This window comes from Achromobacter marplatensis, from assembly GCF_049060505.1.
Taxonomy (GTDB): domain Bacteria; phylum Pseudomonadota; class Gammaproteobacteria; order Burkholderiales; family Burkholderiaceae_B; genus Achromobacter; species Achromobacter marplatensis_A.
Window position 1 is genome coordinate 104,408 of record NZ_JBMGRB010000009.1, and the last position, 19,476, is coordinate 123,883.

The following is a 19,476-nucleotide window of genomic DNA, read 5'->3' on the forward strand; positions in this document are numbered from 1 at the left end:
GACGGCACAATGTTGAAGCAAACCATTGTTGCGGCCTTCTCGGCCTTGGTGGCCAGCGCTGCGTTCGCCGCCGACGGCACACCGGCCGCGGCCGATGCGCAGATGATCAAGCAGGGCGAATACCTGTCGCGCGCGGGCGACTGCATTGCCTGCCACACGGCCAAGGGCGGCAAGCCCTTCGCCGGCGGATTGGGCATCGAGTCGCCGTTGGGCACGATCTATTCAACCAATATCACGCCCGACAAAGAGACGGGCATCGGCAATTACACCTACGAAGACTTCGACCTGGCTGTGCGCCACGGCAAGGCACGCGACGGGCACTCGTTGTATCCGGCCATGCCTTACACGGCGTATGCCAAGGTCACGCCTGATGACGTGAAGGCGCTGTATGCCTATTTCATGCATGGCGTGGAACCCGTCAAGCAGGAGAACAAGGACACGGACATTTCCTGGCCCATGTCGATGCGCTGGCCGTTGACCGTGTGGCGCTGGATGTTCGCGCCGGACGTCGTCAACGGTCCGGCCGCCAGCGATTTGCAGGGCGCCGACCGCGCAGCGCTGTTGCGTGGCCAGTACCTGGTCGAAGGCCTGGGCCATTGCAGCACCTGCCATACGCCGCGCGGCTTTGCCTTGCAGGAAAAGGCGCTGAGCGACGCCGACGGTTCGGCCTTCCTGTCGGGGGGCGTGGTCGAAGGCTGGTTGGCCAAGAACCTGCGTGGCGACGTCACCGACGGGCTGGGAAGCTGGACGAAGGAGGACATCGCCGTGTTCCTGAAGTCGGGCCGCAACGGCCATTCGGCCGCGTTCGGCGGCATGGCGCAAGTGGTCGAGGACAGCACGCAACACTTGTCCGACGCCGATCTGAACGCCATTGCGGTGTATTTGAAGAGCTTGCCGCCGGTCAACAAGGACGCGGCCAAGCCGCTGGCCTATGACGAGTCCGTGGCGCAAGCGTTGCGCACTGGCCGCGACAAGAGCGATGGCGCGATGGCGTTCCTGAACAACTGCGCCGCCTGCCACCGCAGCACCGGCAAGGGCTACACGGAGACGTTCCCGCAATTGGCGCTGAGCTCGACGGTGAACTCCGCCGATCCCGCTTCGCTGATCCACATCGTGCTGAAGGGGGCGCAAATGCCGGGCACGACGGCGGCGCCGACTGCCTACGCGATGCCGGGCTTCGACTGGCGCATGACCGACAAGGAAGTCGCGGATGTGGTGACTTTCGTGCGATCCAGCTGGGGCAACAAGGGCGCGGCGGTCAGCGCGTCGGATGTGGCCAAGGTGCGCAAGGACGTGGGGGCAGCCCCGCAACCGGTGCGATAGCGCCAGTCGCTTTTCGCGCACGGTCCCGCACGACGGCGGCGCCGGAAAGCCCAGGCTTTCCGGCGCCGTTTTTCATTTCACCATCGGTTCGTGTCAGGCGGGCAGCACGCGGCCGGCATCTACCGGCGCAGCGTCACGCTCGCCAGCGGACGCTAGGCGATGCTTGATGATGCACAACGGTCTTTATATCGTGCAATTCTCGCAGTCAAAGCGGAAACAAATTCTGCACGATGAAGTCCACGAACACCCTGATCTTGGGCGACAGATGTCGGCTGGATGGCCACAAGATTCGGAATGTGGTGCGGTCTTGGTTGTAGTGGTCCAGCACAGTGATCAGTTTGCCTTCGTCGATTTGATGACGCACGGCGATGTCAGGGACACAGGCAATACCCAGACCTTGTTCGGCAAAGCAGATTTGCGGGTCCAGAGAATTCGTCACCATGCTCGCTGAGAGATCCAGGGCAAGGGGCTGTCCGTCCGTGCTCAAAGGCCATACATCCGTTTTGCCAGTGGTGGGATACCGGTACAGCAGGCAGGCGTGGCCGGCCAAGTCTTCAGGGTGCTGGGGGAGTCCGGCCCGCTGGAAATAGTCGGGAGCTCCGACGATGACCCTTCGGTAGGTGCCGAGTACCCGCGCCATCAATCGGGAATCGCCGGGTTCCCCAGTACGGATCACAGCGTCGAAACCCTCTTCGATCACTTCCACCAAAGCCTTGTCTCGCTTTGCCGGCGAGTCGGTTGACGTGGCGCAATCCATGTACACCACGGGCTGGAACACCGCGGTGGCCAGCGGCGGCGTTGTTGGCGGAATTCTGCTTGATCGTTCAGGCGTGGCGTCCTTTGCATGGATCGTTATCGGAATTCTCGCGGTCTCGTTGTTGGGCATCGTCTTCGCCATGAACAGGGCCTTGACGCGAACCGCCTATGTGGCGCCTGGACGGAGAGAAGCGACGAGCGCGCGCGGAAGGGCGAATCGGGCTTAACCCTTTTCCCCGTAAGCCCTTTCGCATCGCGGCGGATCCACACCAAAGACCTGATAGCGGGCACTTTTCATTGCGGCGTATCGTCGATTTGGATCAATCGTAGACGGGCGCCGGACGCGGCAGCCTGCTATGATTACTGGATAAAACCCCAGTTATCCGGCCGGCCGATGTTCCCCCCGCACCGTTACTACTACCTGCACAATTTCCAGCGCGCGCTTGCGTGGGTCTGCGATCGCTACGCCGACCTGCTGGACGCGGACGAACGCCGTTTCCTGGATGACTTCCACGCCTTGCCGCAGGCGTCCCAGGCGCTGCTGGTGCGCATGTTGATGCGGCGCGGGCCGTGGTTCCGCGCCAGCCGGCTGGTCTACGAAGAAATCCCCAGCACGTCGGAGGCCGCCGCGCCGTTGCGGGCGTTGGGGTGGCTGGACGCCGATGCGCCGATGACGCTGGACGAGCTGTTCGGCCTCTATACCAAGCCCGAGCTTTGCCGCATGTTCGCCAGTGCGCCGATCAAGCCTGCGGCGCGCAAGGCAGAGCTGCTGGAAGCCGTGCGTGCCTGGCTGGGTGGCCCGCACTCTGAAGCGGGCCGGCCTTATGCCGCCTGGAATCCCGACGCCGAAGAACCGGTCTGGCGCGTGCGGGTGGGCGATCTTTGCGAACGCTTCCGCCTGATGTTCTTCGGTAATCTCCACCAGGATTGGTCCGAATTCGTGCTGTCCGACCTGGGCGTGTTCCAGTACGAAACCGTGCCGTTCGAGGCGTCGTCGCGGGCGTTCCAGACGCGTGCCGACGTGGACCGCTATCTGGCCTTGCATGCCTGCCGCGCGGCGCTGGACGACGGCGCCGAACTTGACGCCTTGCTGCAGGCGGTGGACGGTTGCGCCAGCCAGAACCCCTGGCTGGAAAAGCGCCGCGCCAAGGTGCTGCTGCGGATCGGGCAGGCGTGCGAGCGGGCCCAGGACTGGCCGGCGGCGCAACGGGTCTATGAACGCTGCGGGTACCCGGGCGCGCGGCATCGCCGCATCCGCGTGTATGAACGCATGGCGCGCTTTGACGAGGCCCTGGCGTTGGCCTTGCAGGCGCAAGCCGCCCCGGAAAGCGAGGAAGAAAGCCAGCGTTTGGCGCGCATGCTGCCGCGCTTGTATCGGGGGGCGGGGCGGGGCGCGCCCGCGCGGACGGCAGCGCCCGCTTTGCTGCGCACGGATCTGACCTTGCCGCGACCCCCAGCGCCGACCGCCGTGGAATACGTCACCCGCGATCATCTGCATCAGGACGATGCGCCGGTGCACTACGTGGAAAATGCGCTGATCAATTCGCTGTTCGGTCTGCTGTGCTGGCCCGCAGTCTTTGCGCCGTTGCCCGGGGCATTCTTTCATCCCTTTCAGCGTGGCCCCGCCGACCTGGACGCGCCGGATTTCCACGAGCGCCGCAAGGCCCTGTTCACGGACTGCCTGGCGCAGTTGGATACCCCGGCCTATCGCGATGTGATCCTGCGGCGCTATGCCGAAAAATCGGGCGTGCAGTCGCCGTTCGTGTTCTGGGGCGCACTGTCGGGCACGCTGTTGGCCCAAGCGCTGGATTGCCTGCCCGCCGCGCATCTGAAGCTGTACTTTGCGCGGCTCTTGCGGGACGTCAAGACCAACCGGTCCGGTTTTCCGGACCTGATTCGTTTTTGGCCGGCAGAGCGCCGCTATGAACTGGTCGAGGTCAAAGGGCCCGGCGACAAGCTGCAGGACAACCAGATCCGCTGGTTGCAGTATTGCGTGTCGCACGGGATGCCGGTGCGCGTCTGCCATGTCAGCTGGCGGGAGGAGGGGGCATGAGCTACGCCGTGGCGGTGCGCGCGCTATGTGAATTCACGGCGCGGGCGGGCGATCTGGATCTGCGCTTCACGCCTGCGCCGACTGGCCTGGAGGGCATGGCGGGCCATGCCGTGGTGACGAGTCGGCGCGGCCCCGATTACGAGACCGAAGTCGCCCTCTCCGGCCAGCATGAAAACCTGCTGGTACGGGGGCGGGCCGACGGCTACGACCCGGTGGCCAATCAACTGGAAGAGGTCAAGACGTATCGAGGCCAACTGGACAGCGTGCGCGAGAATCACCGCGTGGTGCACTGGGCGCAGGCGCGCGTCTATGGCCATCTGCTGTGCCAGTCGCGCGGGTTGGCTCAGGTGCGCGTGGCCCTGGTGTATTTCAATGTGGTCACCGAAGAAGAAACGGTGCTGGTGGAAACGCACGAGGCGCCGGCGCTGGCTGCTTTTTTCGCGGAGCAATGCGACCGTTTCCTGAATTGGGCCAAGACCGAGCTTGCGCATCGCCAATCACGCGATGCGGCGCTGGAGAAACTGGCGTTTCCGCACGGGGAATTCCGCGCGGGGCAACGCGATCTGGCGGTGGCCGTGTACCGCACGGCGCGCGATGGCCGCTGCCTGATGGCCCAGGCGCCGACCGGTATCGGCAAGACGCTGGGCACGATCTTTCCGCTGCTCAAGGCCAGCCCGGGAACAGGCCTGGACAAGGTCTTCTTCCTGGCGGCGAAAGGGTCGGGACGCGGGCTGGCGATGGACGCGCTGGATACCGTCAATGCGCAACCTGCGGCGCCGGGGCTGCGGGTGCTAGACCTGCAGGCCCGCGACAAGACCTGCGAGCACCCGGACTTGGCGTGCCACGGAGATTCCTGCCCCTTGGCGCAAGGCTTTTACGACCGCCTGCCGCAAGCGCGCGAGGCGGCGCTGCAACATGTCCGGCTGGATGCGCCCACGGTGCGCGCCACGGCTCGTGCGCATCAGGTGTGTCCGTATTATCTGTCGCAGGAGCTGATCCGCTGGAGCGACGTGGTGGTGGGCGACTACAACTACTACTACGACGCCACGGCGATGCTGTACGCCATGACGCAGGCCTACCAGTGGAAAGTGGCGGTGCTGGTGGACGAAGCCCACAATCTGGTGGACCGGGCGCGCCGCATGTATACGGGTGAGCTTGACCAGGCGTCATTGTCGGCGGCGCGTTATGCCGCGCCCAAGGCGCTGAAGAAGCCGCTGGATGGGTTGCAACGCTCATGGAACGCGCTGAACAAGAAGCAGGCTGAACGGTATCAAGCCTATGACATGGTGGCGCCGGGTGTGCTGGCCGCCGTGCAGAAGGCGGTGGGCGCGATCATGGAGCACATGGCCGAGTCACCGTTGCCGCAGGACGATCCGGTGTTGACGTTTTACTTCGAAGCGCTGCAGTTCATGCGGCTGGCCGAACAGTTCGGCTCGCATGCGCTGTTCGATGTGACGTTGTCGGACGTGGGCGGCGCCAGCGCCAAGACACGGCCGTCCACGTTATGCGTGCGCAACGTGATTCCCGCGTCATACCTGGCGGCACGCTATGCGGCGGCGCACGCGACCGTGCTGTTTTCGGGCACGCTAAGCCCGCAGCAGTTCTACCGCGACACGCTGGGGCTGCCGCAAGACACGCCATGGATCGACGTGGCGGCGCCGTTTCAAGCCGAGCAACTGGCGGTGCGGGTGGTGGGCAATGTCTCCACGCGCTATCGCGACCGCGAACGGTCGCTGGCGCCCATCGTTGACCTGATCGCCACGCAGTACGCCGACCGGCCCGGCAACTATCTGGGGTTTTTAAGCAGCTTCGACTACTTGCGCCAGGTGTCCGACCTGATGCGCGAACGCCATCCGTCGGTGCCGATCTGGTTGCAGACGCCGGGCATGGACGAGCCCAGCCGCGCGGCGTTCCTGGCCCGGTTCACCGAAACCGGCCAGGGCGTGGGTTTCGCGGTGCTGGGCGGCGCTTTTTCGGAAGGGGTGGATTTGCCGGGCAAGCGATTGATCGGCGCTTTCATCGCCACGCTGGGGTTACCGCAAGTGAACCCCGTGAACGAAAACATGAAGCGGGCCATGGACTTGCGCTATGGCGAAGAGAACGGCTACGACTACACCTACCTGTATCCGGGCCTGCAGAAGGTAGTGCAGGCGGCCGGCCGGGTGATCCGCACCGAGCACGATGTGGGCACGGTCCACCTGATCGACGACCGCTATCGCCGGGCCAAAGTACGGGGCCTGCTGCCCCGTTGGTGGCGGGTGGACTGAACTGGCTATTGCACCGCCGCCACGCGATCGCCGTTGGCGGCCGGGCGGCGCCTGCCCAGCAGCGCATAGACGGCCAGCGCCGTCAGCACCGCGATGCCAGCCAAGGCATGCAGCACGTGGCGAAAGGCGTCGTCGTAGCTTTGCTGCAGCAGCGCGGTGGCGCCGGGCAACAAGGCCGCGGCCTCGTGCAGCTGACCCAGCGCCGCGCGGTTGGCGGCCATCAGGATGGCCTTGCCGTCGGTCGCGGCGGGCAGCGCGGCCGTCAAGGGGGCCTGGATCAGCAAGGCCAGTAGCGCGCTGACGACGGCGATGGCGATGCCGTCCGCCGACACCCGCACCGTGTTGAAGATGCCAGTCGCCATGCCGACATTGCGCGGTGCCACTACGCTGACGGCCATGGCGTCCATCAACCCCCATGGCACGCCGATGCCGACGCCGATCAGGCCCATCGGCAACCACAGGCCGGTGGCGCCCGTGGCCATGACGTCGGCCAGCCAGACCAGGCCAGCCGCCACCGCCAGCAAGCCGATGGCGGACAGGACGCCGGGGTTGAACCAGCGCGTCAGCAATGCGGCCAGGAACGGCACCACCAGCAGGGGCGCGGCCAGGCCGATCATCAGCTGGCCGGCGGCAAGTGCGCTATAGCCGTCGATGCCGATGAAACGCCCAGGCAACATGGCGATCAGCACAATGAACAGAAAGGCGGGCGATGCGGCCAGCACCTGCACGCCCACGAAACGCGCGTCACGGAACAGGGTCAGGTCCAGCATGGGCCGGACGGCGCGGCGCTCCACGCGCACGAAGGCCACGGACAGCACGGCGGACGCCAGCAGGGCGCCGATGACGTGCGCGTCGGACCATCCGGCTTCGGGCGCCAGCAGGATGCCGTAGGTGAACAGCCCCAGCGCGCCGGTGAAGCTAATGGCGCCGGGCCAGTCCAGCCGGCCTTGGGCCGCGCCCGCCGTCGGGCGCACGCTGATGGCCACCATGATGGCGCCCAACACGCCCACGCCGCCGGTTGCCAGGAATACCCATTCCCAGCTGGCGGCCTGCACCAGCCAGCCGGATAGCAGCGGCCCGAACGACAGCCCGATGCCGAACGTGGTGCCCAGCAGGCTGAAGGCGCGGGTGCGCGCCACGCCGTGGAACAGCGGGGCCAGCGACGACATCGCGGCGGCGAATGCGGCCGCGCCGCCCATGCCTTGCATCAGGCGTAGCAAGTCGATCCAGCCCGCGGTGGGCATATAAGGAATGGCGAAAGTGGCGGCGCAGAACCCGGTCAGGCCCAGCAGCCAGATCCGGCGCGGGCCGTAGAGGTCGGTCAAACTGCCCGACACCATGATGACGCTGCCATACGCCAGGATGTAGCCGTTGAGGATCCAGTTCAGTTCCACCGGCGTGCCGCCCAGCGCCTGGCTGATCGAGGGCAGGACCACGGCGGGGCCGGTGAAGCACAGCGGAATAAGCAGGGCGGTGAGGCAAGCGGACAGTAGTTGCAGCCAGCGATGGCCGGTGGCGGGGGGTGGGGATAGATGCATGGGCGTGCCGATTGAAACAAGGACGCCGCCCGGCGGGATTGCGGGCGGCGAAGGGTGACGGCAAGCTTATGGGGCCTTGCATAAAAGAAAAATAGGCTAGGATTCCGAATATTCAGGACATAAATGTCCGTAGTGGGGGTGAGGGAATGGATAGCCTGGGAGGCATCGGCATCTTTGTGCTGGTGGCGGAAACACGCAGCTTTTCAGAGGCGGGCCGCGTGCTGGGGGTGTCCCCATCCGCGGTAGGCAAAAGCGTGGCGCGCATGGAAGAGCGCCTGAAGGTGCGGTTGTTTCATCGCAGCACGCGCCATATCGCACTGACGCCCGAGGGCGAGAAATTCCTGGAACGCTGCCGCCGCATTCTGTGCGAAGTCGAAGCGGCCGAGCTGGAACTGTCTGAAGCTGCCGACGCGCCCCGGGGCAAGCTGCGGGTCAGCCTGCCGCGCTACAGCGGGCTATTCGAAACCACCGTCGCCAGCTTCATGCGCCAGTACCCGGACGTGGAGCTGGACCTGGAGTTCACCGACCGCATGGTGGACGTGATTGGCGAAGGCTACGACGCCGTGGTCCGTACCGGCGACATGGACGATTCCGGCCTGAAGCGCCGTCGGCTGGGATCGTTCCGGCGCGTGCTGGCCGCCTCGCCCGATTACCTGCGCCAGCATGGCGCGCCCAAGCGCGCGGTCGATCTGCAACGCCACGCGTGCCTGCACTATCGCTATCCGGCCACGGGCCGGCTTGAGAAATGGCCGCTGAAGGCAGGTCCCGAGGCGCAATCGCCCGATTTGCCGCTGACGCTCGTCTGCAACAGCGTCGAAATGCGGATATCGCTAGCGGTGAGCGGGCAGGGCATTGTCTGCCTGCCGGATTTCACGATCCGCCGTGAACTGGCCGCCGGCCAATTGCAGATCGTGATGGATGAGCGCACGCGCGGCAACGGCACGATGTGGGCATTGTGGCCCGCCAGCCGCCATGCGTCGCCAAAGCTGCGGGTGTTCATCGACCATCTGGCGCACCATCTTTTTCCCTGAACGGGGCGGGTCGTATTTGTGGCATGATGCTCATCATATTAATATGACGATCATCATTTAATGGTGGGCTGGCCGTGCGCTACGACAACGGACACAAGCGGGAAACTCGGATTCGCATTCTGAAAACGGCCGCTGACGCAGTGCGCGCCGAGGGGCCCGACCGGGTCGGCGTGGCGGCGGTGATGCGTCAGGCGGGCATGACGCATGGCGGCTTCTACGCGCATTTTGATTCCAAGGCGGCGCTGGTCGAAGCCTCGATCCACCACATGTTCGACGAGGCCCTGGCGCGCGCCGAAAAACGCCTGGATGGGCGCACGCCGGCCGAAGGCCTTGCCGCTTACGTGGACGGCTACCTGTCGCCCGCCCATTGCGAGGCGCGGGCGCACGGTTGCCCGTTGGTCGCGTTGGCGTCCGATCTGCCGCGCCAGTCCGAGGGCTGCCGTCAGGCTTACGCCACGGGAATGCGCCGCCTGGTGCAAGCCCTGGCGGGCCGGTTGGCCGCGGCGGGCTACCCCGATCCGGAACCGCTGGCCCGTTCGGTCCTGTCCGAACTGGTCGGCACGGTTTCCCTGGCCCGTTGCGAAACCGATGCGCAACGGGCGAATGCCATGCTGGCGGATGCCCGCCGGCTCTTGAAGGCCCGGCTGGGCCTGGAGCAATGCCAATGACATCCCATTCGACCCCCCGCCGCGAACCCAGTCTTGTCGATGAGACCGGCGCGGGCCTGGACGGCCTGGCGCAGCTGCGCGCCTTGCTGGCTTCCGGCCGCAAGCCCGGCATCATGGTGACGCTGGATTTCGATTTCGTGGAAGTGGAAACAGGCCGCGCCGTGTTCGCCGGCACGCCCGGGCCCCAGGCGTACAACCCAATCGGCACGGTACACGGCGGGTACGCGGCCACGCTGCTGGATTCGGCTTGCGGCTGCGCCGCGCATTCGCAGCTGACGGCCGACCAGGCTTACACCACGCTGGAGTTGAAGGTGGCCTATCACAAGGCCATCACGCGCCACAGCGGTCTGCTGCGCGCGGAAGGCCGGGTGTTGTCGATGGGCCAGCGCGTGGCCTACGCCGAAGCCAAATTGACGGACGCGCAGGGCCGTCTGCTGGCGTCCGCCACGTCCACGTTGCTGGTGTTTGCGCGGCCGGCTGCTGCCGTTGCCGCAGGTTGAATAAGGCGCCCCCATGATCACGGCGGTGGCGATAGAACGGGTTAGACCGGGCAGCGGGCCGAGGGTCTTGCCGGGCAGGCGCATCCCGTTCGGTTTGCGTAGTATGTCGGTTGCGCCGGGCGGTTTGCCGCCGGCGTCCAAAACGACCTACCAGGAGACCGCATGCCCCCCGCCACGCCGGCCGCGCCCGCCAGCCTGAACCCCATTGTCGCCATGCCGGCGCACGCCCTGTCGGATGCGATCCGGCGGCGCGAAGTGTCCTGCGTCGAGGTCATGCGCGCCTATCTGGCGCACATCGACCGCGTCAACGCCAAGATCAACGCCATCGTCGCCCGCCGGGACCCGGAGGTCTTGCTGCGCGAGGCCGCCGAGCGCGACGCGCAACTGGACGCGGGCCAATGGCTGGGCTGGATGCACGGCATGCCGCAGGCCCCCAAAGACCTGACGGCGGTGCGCGGCATGGTTACCTCCATGGGGTCGCTGGTCTACAAGGATCTGGTGACGCCGCACGATTCCATCATGGTCGAGCGCATGCGGGCATCGGGCGCGATTTTCATTGGCCGCAGCAACGTGCCGGAATTCGGTCTGGGGTCGCATACCTATAACCAGGTCTACGGCACTACCGGCAACCCCTACGATCCCTCGAAGACGGCAGGCGGCAGCAGCGGTGGCGCGGCCGCCGCGCTGGCCGCCCGCATGTTGCCCGTGGCCGACGGCAGCGATTTCGGCGGATCGTTGCGCAACCCCGCGGCCTTCTGCAACGTCTACGGCATGCGCCCGTCGGCGGGGCGCGTGCCGTTTGGTCCGTCGCCCGAAGTGTTCTTGAAGCAGTTGTCATACGAAGGGCCGATGGGCAGGACGCCGCGCGACGTGGCGTTGCTGCTGTCCGTGATGGCGGGGCACGACAAGCGCTCGCCGCTGTCATTGCGCGACGACCCGGCTCAGTTCGCCGCCCCGTTGGACGCCGATATGCGCGGCAAGCGCATCGGCTGGCTGGGCGACTGGAACGGTTATCTGGCGATGGAGCCGGGCATTCTGGATTTGTGCGTGCAGGGCCTGGCCGCGCTGGGTTCCGCGGGTTGCGACGTCGTCGACTACCGGGTGCCTTTTGCCGGCGACAGGTTGTGGCGTATCTGGCTGGCGCACCGTCATTTGATGGTGGGCGGCCAATTCCATGCGCTGGTTGAAAACCCCGAAACCCGCAAGCTGGTGAAGCCGGCGCTGATCTGGGAAGTCGAGGGGCTGGAAGGCATGACGGCGCGGCAGGTCTATCAAGCCACGGAAGAGCGCAGCGCCTGGTATCAAACCGTTTTGCGCATGTTCGACGACGTGGATTTCCTGGCGGTGCCGTCGGCGCAGGTCTTTCCGTTCGACGCGTCGCTGGATTGGCCCAAGCAGATCGCCGGACGCCCGATGGACACCTATCACCGCTGGATGGAGACGGTGACCCCCTGGACGCTGGCGGGCTGCCCGGTGATCAGCGTGCCGGTGGGCTTCAATGCGCAGGGCTTGCCGATGGGCATGCAACTGGTCGGGCCGCCGCAGGCGGACGGCGATGTGCTGCGCCTGGCGCATGCCTACGAAAAGACCAGCGACTGGGTGCGTGCGCGGCAGCCGGAAACGTTATGGCGCGATGCCGTCTGATCAGGCGCCTTGGTACGCCCTGTCACCGTAAAATACAAGGCCGGGTAAGCAGACTTTGCAAATTTCCGACGAACCGGCCTTTCCAGCCGGTTTCCCTTGCAATTTCGTGGCTGACACGCCAAGCCTTTGCAATAATTGGCGAACTTACCCACATTCCGTCATAGACGGGCGTGGGCGCGCACCGCAGCGCATGCGATGAATCGTTCAGGGGCGTCCTTTGGGGCGTTGACACGTTGAACCAGCACAAAGGGCTCCCGGCATGAAGAATCTGACACTCCGCCAGCGCATCCTGGCCAGCTTCCTGGTCATTCTGGCCATCATGGCGTTGATGGTGGTGGTGGATTACCGGCGCTTGCTGCATATCGAGCAGGAAGTCGCCACGATCAATACCGACGCGGTTCCCGGTATTTACTACAGCACCTCGATCCGGGCTTCGTGGTTCGCGGGATTCGTGGTGGTGCAGGACGCCTACAACTCGGAAACCGAGCCAGACCGCCGTGTCGCGTTGGAAGCGCTGCCTAAGAACGATCAGCAGTTGGAAGAGAACATCGCCATGTACCGCCGCACGATCGCGCGCGAGGACGATCGTAAGATGTTCGAGGACTTCGAAAAGGAACTGGTGGAATACAAGCACATTCGTGCAGAGATTCTGTCAGCCGCCGCGGCGGGCGATGTGGCCCGGGCGCAGACCCGCATCAAGGCCGAGCTTCGGCCGGCTTTCGTCAAGGGCCGCGACATCCTGGCCGGGATGGTGGCCGAAAACAAGAAGCAGGCGGACGAGGCCGCGCTCAGCATCCAGAAGGCCGTGAACACGGCCGAGGCCGGCATGCTGGTTTCCCTGGGGCTGGCGATCGCCGCCGCCATCGTCTGCGGTTTTCTGCTGATGCGGGCCATCGCCAATCCGATGCGCGATATCGTCAAGACGCTGGAGTCCACCGGCGGGGGCGACCTGACCCGCCGCCTGTCGCTGGCGCGCAAGGATGAATTCAACGCCATTGAAACGGGTTTCAACGGCATGGTTGACGAATTGACGGGACTGGTGGGCAAGACCCAGCGATCGGCCGTGCAGGTTGCGACCTCGGTCACTGAAATCGCGGCGACGTCCAAGCAGCAGCAGGCTACGGCCTCTGAGGTGGCGGCCACCACGACCGAGATTGGCGCGACGTCGCGCGAGATCTCCGCGACCTCGCGCGAGTTGGTCCGCACCATGACCGAAGTATCCAGCGCCGCCGAACAGACGGCTTCGCTGGCGGGTAGCGGCCAGGTTGGCCTGGCGCGCATGGAAGACACCATGCGCAATGTGGTGGGCGCGGCCGGTTCGGTCAACGCCAAGCTGGCCATCCTGAACGAGAAGGCCAGCAATATCACGCAAGTGGTCACGACTATCACGAAAGTGGCGGACCAGACCAACCTGCTGTCGCTGAATGCGGCGATCGAAGCCGAGAAGGCGGGCGAGTACGGCCGCGGCTTCGTCGTGGTGGCGACCGAGATCCGCCGCCTGGCCGACCAGACCGCTGTCGCGACCTACGATATCGAGCAAATGGTGCGCGAGATCCAGTCGTCGGTGTCGGCCGGCGTGATGGGCATGGACAAGTTCTCGGAAGAAGTGCGCCGTGGCATGGCGGATATGCAGCAGGTGGGCGAACAGCTGTCGCAGATCATCCAGCAAGTGCAGACGCTGGCGCCGCGCGTGCAGATGGTCAACGAAGGCATGCAGGCGCAGGCGACCGGCGCGGAACAGATCAACCAGGCGTTGCAGCAACTGAGCGACGCCGCCCAGCAGACGGTGGAATCTCTGCGACAGTCCAGTCTGGCCATCGAAGAGTTGACGCTGGTCGCCAACGACCTGCGCAGTGGCGTCTCGCGCTTCAAGGTGTGAGCCCCGCCATGGCAGCGCTTGTCCCTTCTTCGCCCCAGCCGGATGCCGCGCTTGCCGCGGCCAGACGGCTGTACCTGCTGTTTCATATCGGCGAAGACCGCTATGCGCTGGACGTGGCGGACGTGGTCGAGGTGTTGGGTCTGCGCGCGCTGAAGCAGGTGCCCGGCACGCCGCCCTGGGTGGCCGGCATGTTTGACCGGCGCGGCGTGCCTGTGCCGGTGGTCGACATGAGCGCGCTGGCCGGCCGTGGGGGCGCGGTCATGGTCACCAGCACGCGTTTGGCGCTGGTGCGATTTTGCCCGGATACGGGCGGCGAAGGCCGCTTGCTGGGCCTGATCCTGGAGCAGGCGACCGAGACCGTGCATTACGACCCGGCGGCGTTCCGGCCATACGGCCTGGACAACACCGGTGCGCGCTACCTGGGGCCGGTGCTGAACGATGCGCGGGGCATGGTGCAGGCCGTCAATGTAGGCGACCTGTTGCCGGCCCCAGTCCGGGCGCTGCTGTTTCCAGCGGCCGACGGCCGCCATGACGGCGAGGCGTCGCCATGAGCCTGATCGATGAATTCAGCGCCTTGCTCAAGCGCAAGATGGGGCTGGACAGCGGCTCCATCGGCAAGGCTGCGGTCGAGCGCGCGGTGCGGCATCGGATAGGCGCCGTGAACGCGGCGGACGAACGCGACTATCTGATGCGCGTGCAGGCTTCGCCTGCCGAAATGCAGCAATTGATCGAAGCCGTGATCGTGCCGGAAACCTGGTTCTTCCGATATCCGGAATCGCAGGCCGCGATGGCGACGCTGGCAAGCGCGCGCTTGTTCGCGGCCACCGTGCCCGATGACCGCGTGCTGAGAGTTTTGAGCGTGCCGTGTTCCAGCGGCGAAGAGCCGCATTCCATCGCTATGGCGCTGCTGGACGCCGGCGTTCCTGCCAGCCGGTTTCTGGTGGATGCCGTGGACATCAGCGAGCGCATGGTCGAGTTCGCCCGGCGCGGCGTGTATGGCCGCAATTCCTTTCGAGGCGACGATCTGGCTTACCGCGATCGCCACTTCACCGAGACCCCCGACGGCTATCAGTTGTCGACGCTGGCAAGGGAACGGGTGCGGTTCCAGCAGGGCAATCTGTTCGACGCCAATTTGCTGCTGGGCGCCGCCCCTTACGACTTTGTGTTTTGCCGCAACTTGCTGATTTACTTTGATGCGGCTACGCAAGAGCGTGCGGTGCAGGTGCTGCGGCGTTTCACGCGGGGCGATGGCGTGCTCTTCGTGGGGCCCGCCGAGACCAGCCTGATGACGGCGCGCCGCCTGCCGGCCGTGCCGATCGCGCGGTCCTTTGCCTTTTCGGCGCAAGCGATGCCGCCGCCCGCCGAGACCTATTCGCCGCCTAAGCCGATCGTGCATGCCTGGACGCCGCCACGGCGGCCGGTTGCGCAACCGCCGGCAGCGCGGCTGCCGTTGCCGCATGCCGCCATCGCCCCGACCATGGCCGCGCCGGCGCCCGCCGCAGGCAGCGCCGCTTCGGCCTTGCGCAAAATCGAGGCAATGGCGGACCAGGGGCGCGTGAAAGATGCCCTGGCCGAGTGTCGCGCGCACCTTGCCGTCCATGGCGCCAGCGCCGACGGGCTGCATCTGCTGGGCCTGCTGCAAGACGCGGCGGGCGACGCGCGCGAGGCGCAGGCCGCCTATCGCAAGGCGCTGTACCTGGACCCAACCCACCGCGAAGCGCTGCTGCATCTGGCCGCGTTGATCGCGTCGGCAGGCGACGTGGAAGGCGCCCGCCGCCTGCAAGCGCGCGCGGCGCGACAGGAGGCTCGACGTGAGTGAATCCACTGCGCTGCTGTCCGATGTGGACGATTGCTGGAACCGCATAGGGATCCGGGGCGACAAAAGCTGCGAACAGCTGCCCGGGCATGTGCATTGCCGCAATTGTCCGGTGTACGCGATGGCGGCCAAACGCATCCTGGACCGGCTGCCGCCTCAGACGGAGGTGCAGGACCATGAACCGGAATCCGTCCAAAGCGCGCAGTTGTCGTCGCTGCTGGTGTTTCGTCTGGGCCGTGAATGGCTGGGGCTGCCCACCCGGGCGCTGGATGAAGTGGCCGCCACGCGCCCGGTGCTGACGCTGCCGCATCGCCGCGATCCCGCCGTGCTGGGAGTGACCAACGTGCGCGGCACGCTGACTGTCTGTGTCTCGCTGGCGCGCGTGCTGGGTCTTGACGCCGGGGTCGCGGACACGCGTGAGCGGGCCGCCGCCCGCATGCTGATTTTTGGCGGCGCCGGCCGCGCGCTGGTGCTGCCGGTGGATGAAGTGGAAGGCATTCATGCCCTGGACCTTGGGGCGCTGGAACCCTTGCCGGCCACGGTGGAAGGCGCAAGCTTGAAGTATTCGCGGGGCGTGGCGCGCTGCGGCGGCCGCAGCGTGGGCGTATTGGATGAACATCTGCTGATGCAAGCTCTGGAACGGAGTCTGGCGTGAATCCCGACGAGATGCGCGACGCGTCGCTGCTAGAGCTGTTCCAGCTCGAAACCCGCACGCAGGTGCAGGTGCTGAACAACGGCCTGCTCGCGCTGGAACACAACCCGACATCGGCGGCCCATCTGGAAGCCTGCATGCGCGCGGCGCATTCGCTGAAGGGGGCGGCCCGCATCGTGGACCTGCACCCCGCGGTACGCATCGCGCACGCCATGGAGGATTGTCTGGTGGCCGCGCAGGAAGGGCGCTTGCGCTTGCAAGCGACAGACATCGATGCGCTGCTGCTGGGCACGGACTTGCTGCAGCGCGTGGCGACGCCGGGCGTCGAATTGGGCGGCGAGATCGATGAACTGGTCGTCCGCCTGAGCAACGCGCCGAACGCGCCGCCGGCGCCGCCAGTCGTGCCGCCGCGGCCGCCGCGACCATCTGATTTCCTGCCGCCGATTCATCGTCCCGACGAACCGGCGGAGGCGCCGGCCGTGTCGCTTCCGCCGCCGTCGCCTGCGGCCGCGTCCGCGATGCCGACGCAAACGATGGCGCGTCGCAGCTCGGACCAGGGCTTATCCGACGGCGAACGCGTCTTGCGCGTAACGGCGGACACGCTGAATAAATTGTTGGGGCTGTCCAGCGAAACGTTGGTGGAGTCCCACTGGGTTGGACCGTTTGGCGCGTCGATGCTGCGTTTGCGGCGCATGCAGGCGGGCGCGGCGCAAGCGCTTGACGGCGTGCGGGCCGCGCTGGCCGGCCAACCGGTGGACGCGCGCGTCCAGGCCGCGCTGGACGACGCCCAACGCATTGTCGGCGAGTGCCAGCAGGAGCTTGCGCAGCGCACCAGCGAGGTCGATGAATTTGGATGGCGCATGAGCCATCTGGCGCAACGCTTGTACGACACGGCCCTGGCGTGCCGGATGCGGCCTTTCGGCGATGGGCTGGCCGGGATGGCCCGCATGGTGCGGGATCTGGGCCGTTCGCTGGGCAAGCAGGTGCGGCTGGAAATCGAAGGCGACGCGACGCAGGTGGACCGCGATATCCTGGAAAAACTGGACGCGCCGCTGATGCATTTGCTGCGCAACGCCGTGGACCACGGCATCGAAATGCCGATGGACCGCATGGACGCCGGCAAGTCGCCGGAGGGCTTGATCAAGCTGTCGGCGCGCCACGCGGCCGGCATGCTGCTGATCGAACTGAGCGACGACGGCGCGGGTATTTCGCTGGATCGCCTGCGCCTCGAAGTGGTGCAGCGCAAGCTGACGAACGCTGAAACCGCGGCGCGGCTGAGCGAGGCCGAACTGTTGGAGTTCCTGTTCCTGTCGGGTTTCAGCACGCGCGGCGAAGTCACCGAGATCTCGGGCCGGGGGGTGGGCCTGGACGTGGTGCAGACCATGGTGAGGCAGCTGCGCGGCGCCGTGCGCATCCATCAGACGACCGGGCAGGGCACGCGCTTCGTGCTGGAAATGCCCTTGTCGCTGTCGGTCGTGCGCAGTTTGCTGGTGGAGGTGCAGGGCGAGATCTATGCGTTTCCGCTGGCCTATGTCAGCCATGCCTTGCAGGTGCGTTCGGCAGACATCGAGCAACTGGAAGGCCACCAGCATTTTCGTTTCATGGACCGGCAGATCGGCCTGGTGTCGGCGCGTCAGATCCTGCGCGCGGGCGAGCCGGCGCCGTCGGCGGAATCCGTGGCCGTCGTGGTCGTGGGCGACCACGACAAGCTTTACGGCATTGCCGTGGACCGCTACGTCGGCGAGCGCACACTGGTGGTGCAGCCGCTGGACCCGCGCCTGGGCAAGGTGCAGGATGTGATGGCGGGCGCGTTGATGGACGACGGCACGCCGCTATTGATCCTGGACGTCGAAGACATGCTGTTGTCGGTCCAGAAGCTGATAGAAGGCGGACGCCTCACGCGCGTGGATGGCGGCGGGGCGGTTGTTCAGGCGCGCCGCCGCAAGCGCGTGCTGGTGGTGGACGATTCCCTGACGGTGCGCGAGCTGGAACGCAAGCTGCTGCTGAACCGGGGCTTCGAGGTGGCGGTGGCGGTAGATGGCATGGATGGCTGGAACATGCTGCGCGGCGAGGATTTCGACCTGGTCGTGACCGACGTCGACATGCCCCGCATGGACGGCATCGAACTGGTTTCCCGGATCAAGGCGGATCCCAGATTGCAAAGCGTGCCGGTGATGGTGGTGTCATACAAGGACCGGGAAGAAGACCGGCGGCGCGGGCTGGATGCCGGCGCCGACTACTATCTGGCCAAGGGCAGCTTCCATGATGATGCGCTGCTTGATGCCGTCGAAGACTTGATCGGAAAGGCACTCACGTGAGAATCGGGATCGTCAACGACTTGCAAATGGCGGTCGAGACCATGCGGCGCGCGATTGCGCTCGAGCCGGGGCTGGAAGTCGCCTGGGTGGCGTCCGACGGCGAGCAGGCGGTGGCGCAGTGTGCGCGCGATCGGCCCGACGTGGTGCTGATGGACTTGATCATGCCCGTCATGGACGGCGTCGAGGCCACGCGCCGCATCATGGCGGAGTCCCCGTGCGCCATCGTCGTGGTGACGGCCGATGTGGCCCGGCACACCGCGCGCGTGTTCGATGCGATGGGCCACGGCGCGCTGGACGCGGTGGACACGCCGGTGGTGGGCGACGCGGATATGCGCACCGCCGCCGCGCCGCTGCTGCGCAAAATCCGCAATATCGGCTGGTTGATCGGCCGGTACGGCAATCGTCCGGCGCTGACCCCCGTGGAAACGCCGATGCCCAGGCCGACGTCGCAACGGTTACTGGTGATTGGCGCCTCGGCCGGCGGCCCCGCGACGCTGGCGCAATTGCTGCGCGATGTGCCGCTGGATTTCCCTGCGGGGATCGTGCTGGTGCAGCACGTGGACGCGTCGTTCGCGGCGGGCATGGCGGACTGGCTCAACGATCAGGTACTGTTGCCGGTTCGGCTGGTGCGCGAAGGCGAACGGCCGCTGCCCGGGCAGATTCTGCTGGCGGGCACCGACGACCATCTGCATTTGCTGGCCGACGGCACGTTGCGCTACACCGAAGATCCGAAGGAAAGTCTGTACCGGCCGTCTATCGACGTGTTCTTCCATAGCGTGGCGCAACATTGGCGCGGCACCGCGGTCGGGGTGTTGCTGACCGGCATGGGGCAGGATGGCGCGCGCGGCTTGAAAGCGATGCGCGAACGCGGATGCCTCACCATCGCGCAAGACCAGGCCACCAGCGCCGTGTACGGCATGCCAAAGGCGGCGGCCGCCATGCAGGCAGCCGTGGAAATCAGACCATTGAACCAGATCGCTCCCCGCTTGGTCCAGGCGTTTGCCTGAGCGGCCCGATATCGCTAGACATCA

Annotated in this window: 15 protein-coding genes; 13 read left to right on the forward strand and 2 right to left on the reverse strand. The window is 66.1% G+C overall.

Annotated elements, in window-relative coordinates:
• Positions 1-9: 9 nt before the first annotated feature.
• On the forward strand, positions 10-1,323 hold the full coding sequence (locus tag ACI0FO_RS21685) for a c-type cytochrome (protein WP_416030026.1): 1,314 nt from the start codon (positions 10-12) through the stop codon (positions 1,321-1,323).
• Between the two features lie 205 nt (positions 1,324-1,528).
• Here the strand turns inward: ACI0FO_RS21685 and ACI0FO_RS21690 are convergent, their stop codons facing one another.
• Positions 1,529-2,221: a LysR substrate-binding domain-containing protein gene (locus ACI0FO_RS21690; RefSeq protein ID WP_416030028.1), complete on the reverse strand. Its 693-nt coding sequence runs from the start codon at positions 2,219-2,221 to the stop codon at positions 1,529-1,531.
• Positions 2,222-2,473: 252 nt separating this feature from the next.
• On the opposite strand from ACI0FO_RS21690, the gene ACI0FO_RS21695 reads away from it, so the two are divergent.
• Together ACI0FO_RS21695 and ACI0FO_RS21700 are read left to right on the forward strand one after the other, a co-directional pair.
• Positions 2,474-4,132 (forward strand): VRR-NUC domain-containing protein, encoded by a 1,659-nt coding sequence (locus ACI0FO_RS21695; protein WP_416030030.1) that lies wholly within the window; start codon positions 2,474-2,476, stop codon positions 4,130-4,132.
• The gene (locus tag ACI0FO_RS21700; protein WP_416030032.1) at positions 4,129-6,399 is read left to right on the forward strand and encodes an ATP-dependent DNA helicase; all 2,271 of its coding nucleotides are present in this window, start codon (positions 4,129-4,131) and stop codon (positions 6,397-6,399) included. The genes ACI0FO_RS21695 and ACI0FO_RS21700 overlap by 4 nt, the downstream gene beginning before the upstream one ends.
• Before the next feature lie 5 nt (positions 6,400-6,404).
• On the opposite strand, the gene ACI0FO_RS21705 is transcribed toward ACI0FO_RS21700, so the two are convergent.
• Entirely contained in the window at positions 6,405-7,937 is a 1,533-nt protein-coding gene (locus tag ACI0FO_RS21705) for an MFS transporter (protein WP_416030034.1), read from the reverse strand.
• A 146-nt stretch (positions 7,938-8,083) separates the two neighbouring features.
• Between ACI0FO_RS21705 and ACI0FO_RS21710 the strand changes: the two genes are divergently transcribed.
• From ACI0FO_RS21710 to ACI0FO_RS21755, 10 genes are all read left to right on the forward strand, one after another.
• The gene (locus tag ACI0FO_RS21710) at positions 8,084-8,968 is read left to right on the forward strand and encodes a LysR family transcriptional regulator (protein WP_416030036.1); all 885 of its coding nucleotides are present in this window, start codon (positions 8,084-8,086) and stop codon (positions 8,966-8,968) included.
• 74 nt (positions 8,969-9,042) lie between these two features.
• The gene (locus ACI0FO_RS21715; protein WP_416030038.1) at positions 9,043-9,636 is read left to right on the forward strand and encodes a TetR/AcrR family transcriptional regulator; all 594 of its coding nucleotides are present in this window, start codon (positions 9,043-9,045) and stop codon (positions 9,634-9,636) included.
• Entirely contained in the window at positions 9,627-10,136 is a 510-nt protein-coding gene (locus ACI0FO_RS21720) for a PaaI family thioesterase (RefSeq protein WP_416030039.1), read from the forward strand. The genes ACI0FO_RS21715 and ACI0FO_RS21720 overlap by 10 nt, the downstream gene beginning before the upstream one ends.
• Before the next feature lie 162 nt (positions 10,137-10,298).
• Positions 10,299-11,780 (forward strand): amidase, encoded by a 1,482-nt coding sequence (locus ACI0FO_RS21725; RefSeq protein ID WP_416030041.1) that lies wholly within the window; start codon positions 10,299-10,301, stop codon positions 11,778-11,780.
• A 259-nt stretch (positions 11,781-12,039) separates the two neighbouring features.
• Positions 12,040-13,659, forward strand: coding sequence for a methyl-accepting chemotaxis protein (locus tag ACI0FO_RS21730; RefSeq protein ID WP_416030042.1), 1,620 nt, complete (start codon positions 12,040-12,042; stop codon positions 13,657-13,659).
• An 8-nt stretch (positions 13,660-13,667) separates the two neighbouring features.
• Positions 13,668-14,210 carry a chemotaxis protein CheW gene (locus tag ACI0FO_RS21735; protein ID WP_416030044.1) on the forward strand — a complete coding sequence of 181 codons (543 nt, stop codon included), beginning with the start codon at positions 13,668-13,670 and terminating at the stop codon, positions 14,208-14,210.
• On the forward strand, positions 14,207-15,478 hold the full coding sequence (locus tag ACI0FO_RS21740; RefSeq protein ID WP_416030046.1) for a CheR family methyltransferase: 1,272 nt from the start codon (positions 14,207-14,209) through the stop codon (positions 15,476-15,478). Before ACI0FO_RS21735 ends, ACI0FO_RS21740 begins: the two co-directional genes overlap by 4 nt.
• Positions 15,471-16,130 carry a chemotaxis protein CheW gene (locus ACI0FO_RS21745; protein ID WP_416030048.1) on the forward strand — a complete coding sequence of 220 codons (660 nt, stop codon included), beginning with the start codon at positions 15,471-15,473 and terminating at the stop codon, positions 16,128-16,130. Before ACI0FO_RS21740 ends, ACI0FO_RS21745 begins: the two co-directional genes overlap by 8 nt.
• Positions 16,127-18,445: a hybrid sensor histidine kinase/response regulator gene (locus tag ACI0FO_RS21750; RefSeq protein ID WP_416030050.1), complete on the forward strand. Its 2,319-nt coding sequence runs from the start codon at positions 16,127-16,129 to the stop codon at positions 18,443-18,445. Before ACI0FO_RS21745 ends, ACI0FO_RS21750 begins: the two co-directional genes overlap by 4 nt.
• Positions 18,442-19,452: a chemotaxis response regulator protein-glutamate methylesterase gene (locus ACI0FO_RS21755; RefSeq protein ID WP_416030051.1), complete on the forward strand. Its 1,011-nt coding sequence runs from the start codon at positions 18,442-18,444 to the stop codon at positions 19,450-19,452. The genes ACI0FO_RS21750 and ACI0FO_RS21755 overlap by 4 nt, the downstream gene beginning before the upstream one ends.
• Positions 19,453-19,476 lie beyond the last annotated feature (24 nt).

What these genes read in the sequence shown, in the direction of transcription:
- ACI0FO_RS21685 (WP_416030026.1), top strand. Translation starts at nt 10, where the DNA reads ATGTTGAAGCAAACCATTGTTGCGGCCTTCTCGGCCTTGGTGGCCAGC.
- ACI0FO_RS21690 (WP_416030028.1), bottom strand. Translation starts at nt 2,221, where the DNA reads ATGGCGAAGACGATGCCCAACAACGAGACCGCGAGAATTCCGATAACG.
- ACI0FO_RS21695 (WP_416030030.1), top strand. Translation starts at nt 2,474, where the DNA reads ATGTTCCCCCCGCACCGTTACTACTACCTGCACAATTTCCAGCGCGCG.
- ACI0FO_RS21700 (WP_416030032.1), top strand. Translation starts at nt 4,129, where the DNA reads ATGAGCTACGCCGTGGCGGTGCGCGCGCTATGTGAATTCACGGCGCGG.
- ACI0FO_RS21705 (WP_416030034.1), bottom strand. Translation starts at nt 7,937, where the DNA reads ATGCATCTATCCCCACCCCCCGCCACCGGCCATCGCTGGCTGCAACTA.
- ACI0FO_RS21710 (WP_416030036.1), top strand. Translation starts at nt 8,084, where the DNA reads ATGGATAGCCTGGGAGGCATCGGCATCTTTGTGCTGGTGGCGGAAACA.
- ACI0FO_RS21720 (WP_416030039.1), top strand. Translation starts at nt 9,627, where the DNA reads ATGCCAATGACATCCCATTCGACCCCCCGCCGCGAACCCAGTCTTGTC.
- ACI0FO_RS21725 (WP_416030041.1), top strand. Translation starts at nt 10,299, where the DNA reads ATGCCCCCCGCCACGCCGGCCGCGCCCGCCAGCCTGAACCCCATTGTC.
- ACI0FO_RS21730 (WP_416030042.1), top strand. Translation starts at nt 12,040, where the DNA reads ATGAAGAATCTGACACTCCGCCAGCGCATCCTGGCCAGCTTCCTGGTC.
- ACI0FO_RS21735 (WP_416030044.1), top strand. Translation starts at nt 13,668, where the DNA reads ATGGCAGCGCTTGTCCCTTCTTCGCCCCAGCCGGATGCCGCGCTTGCC.
- ACI0FO_RS21740 (WP_416030046.1), top strand. Translation starts at nt 14,207, where the DNA reads ATGAGCCTGATCGATGAATTCAGCGCCTTGCTCAAGCGCAAGATGGGG.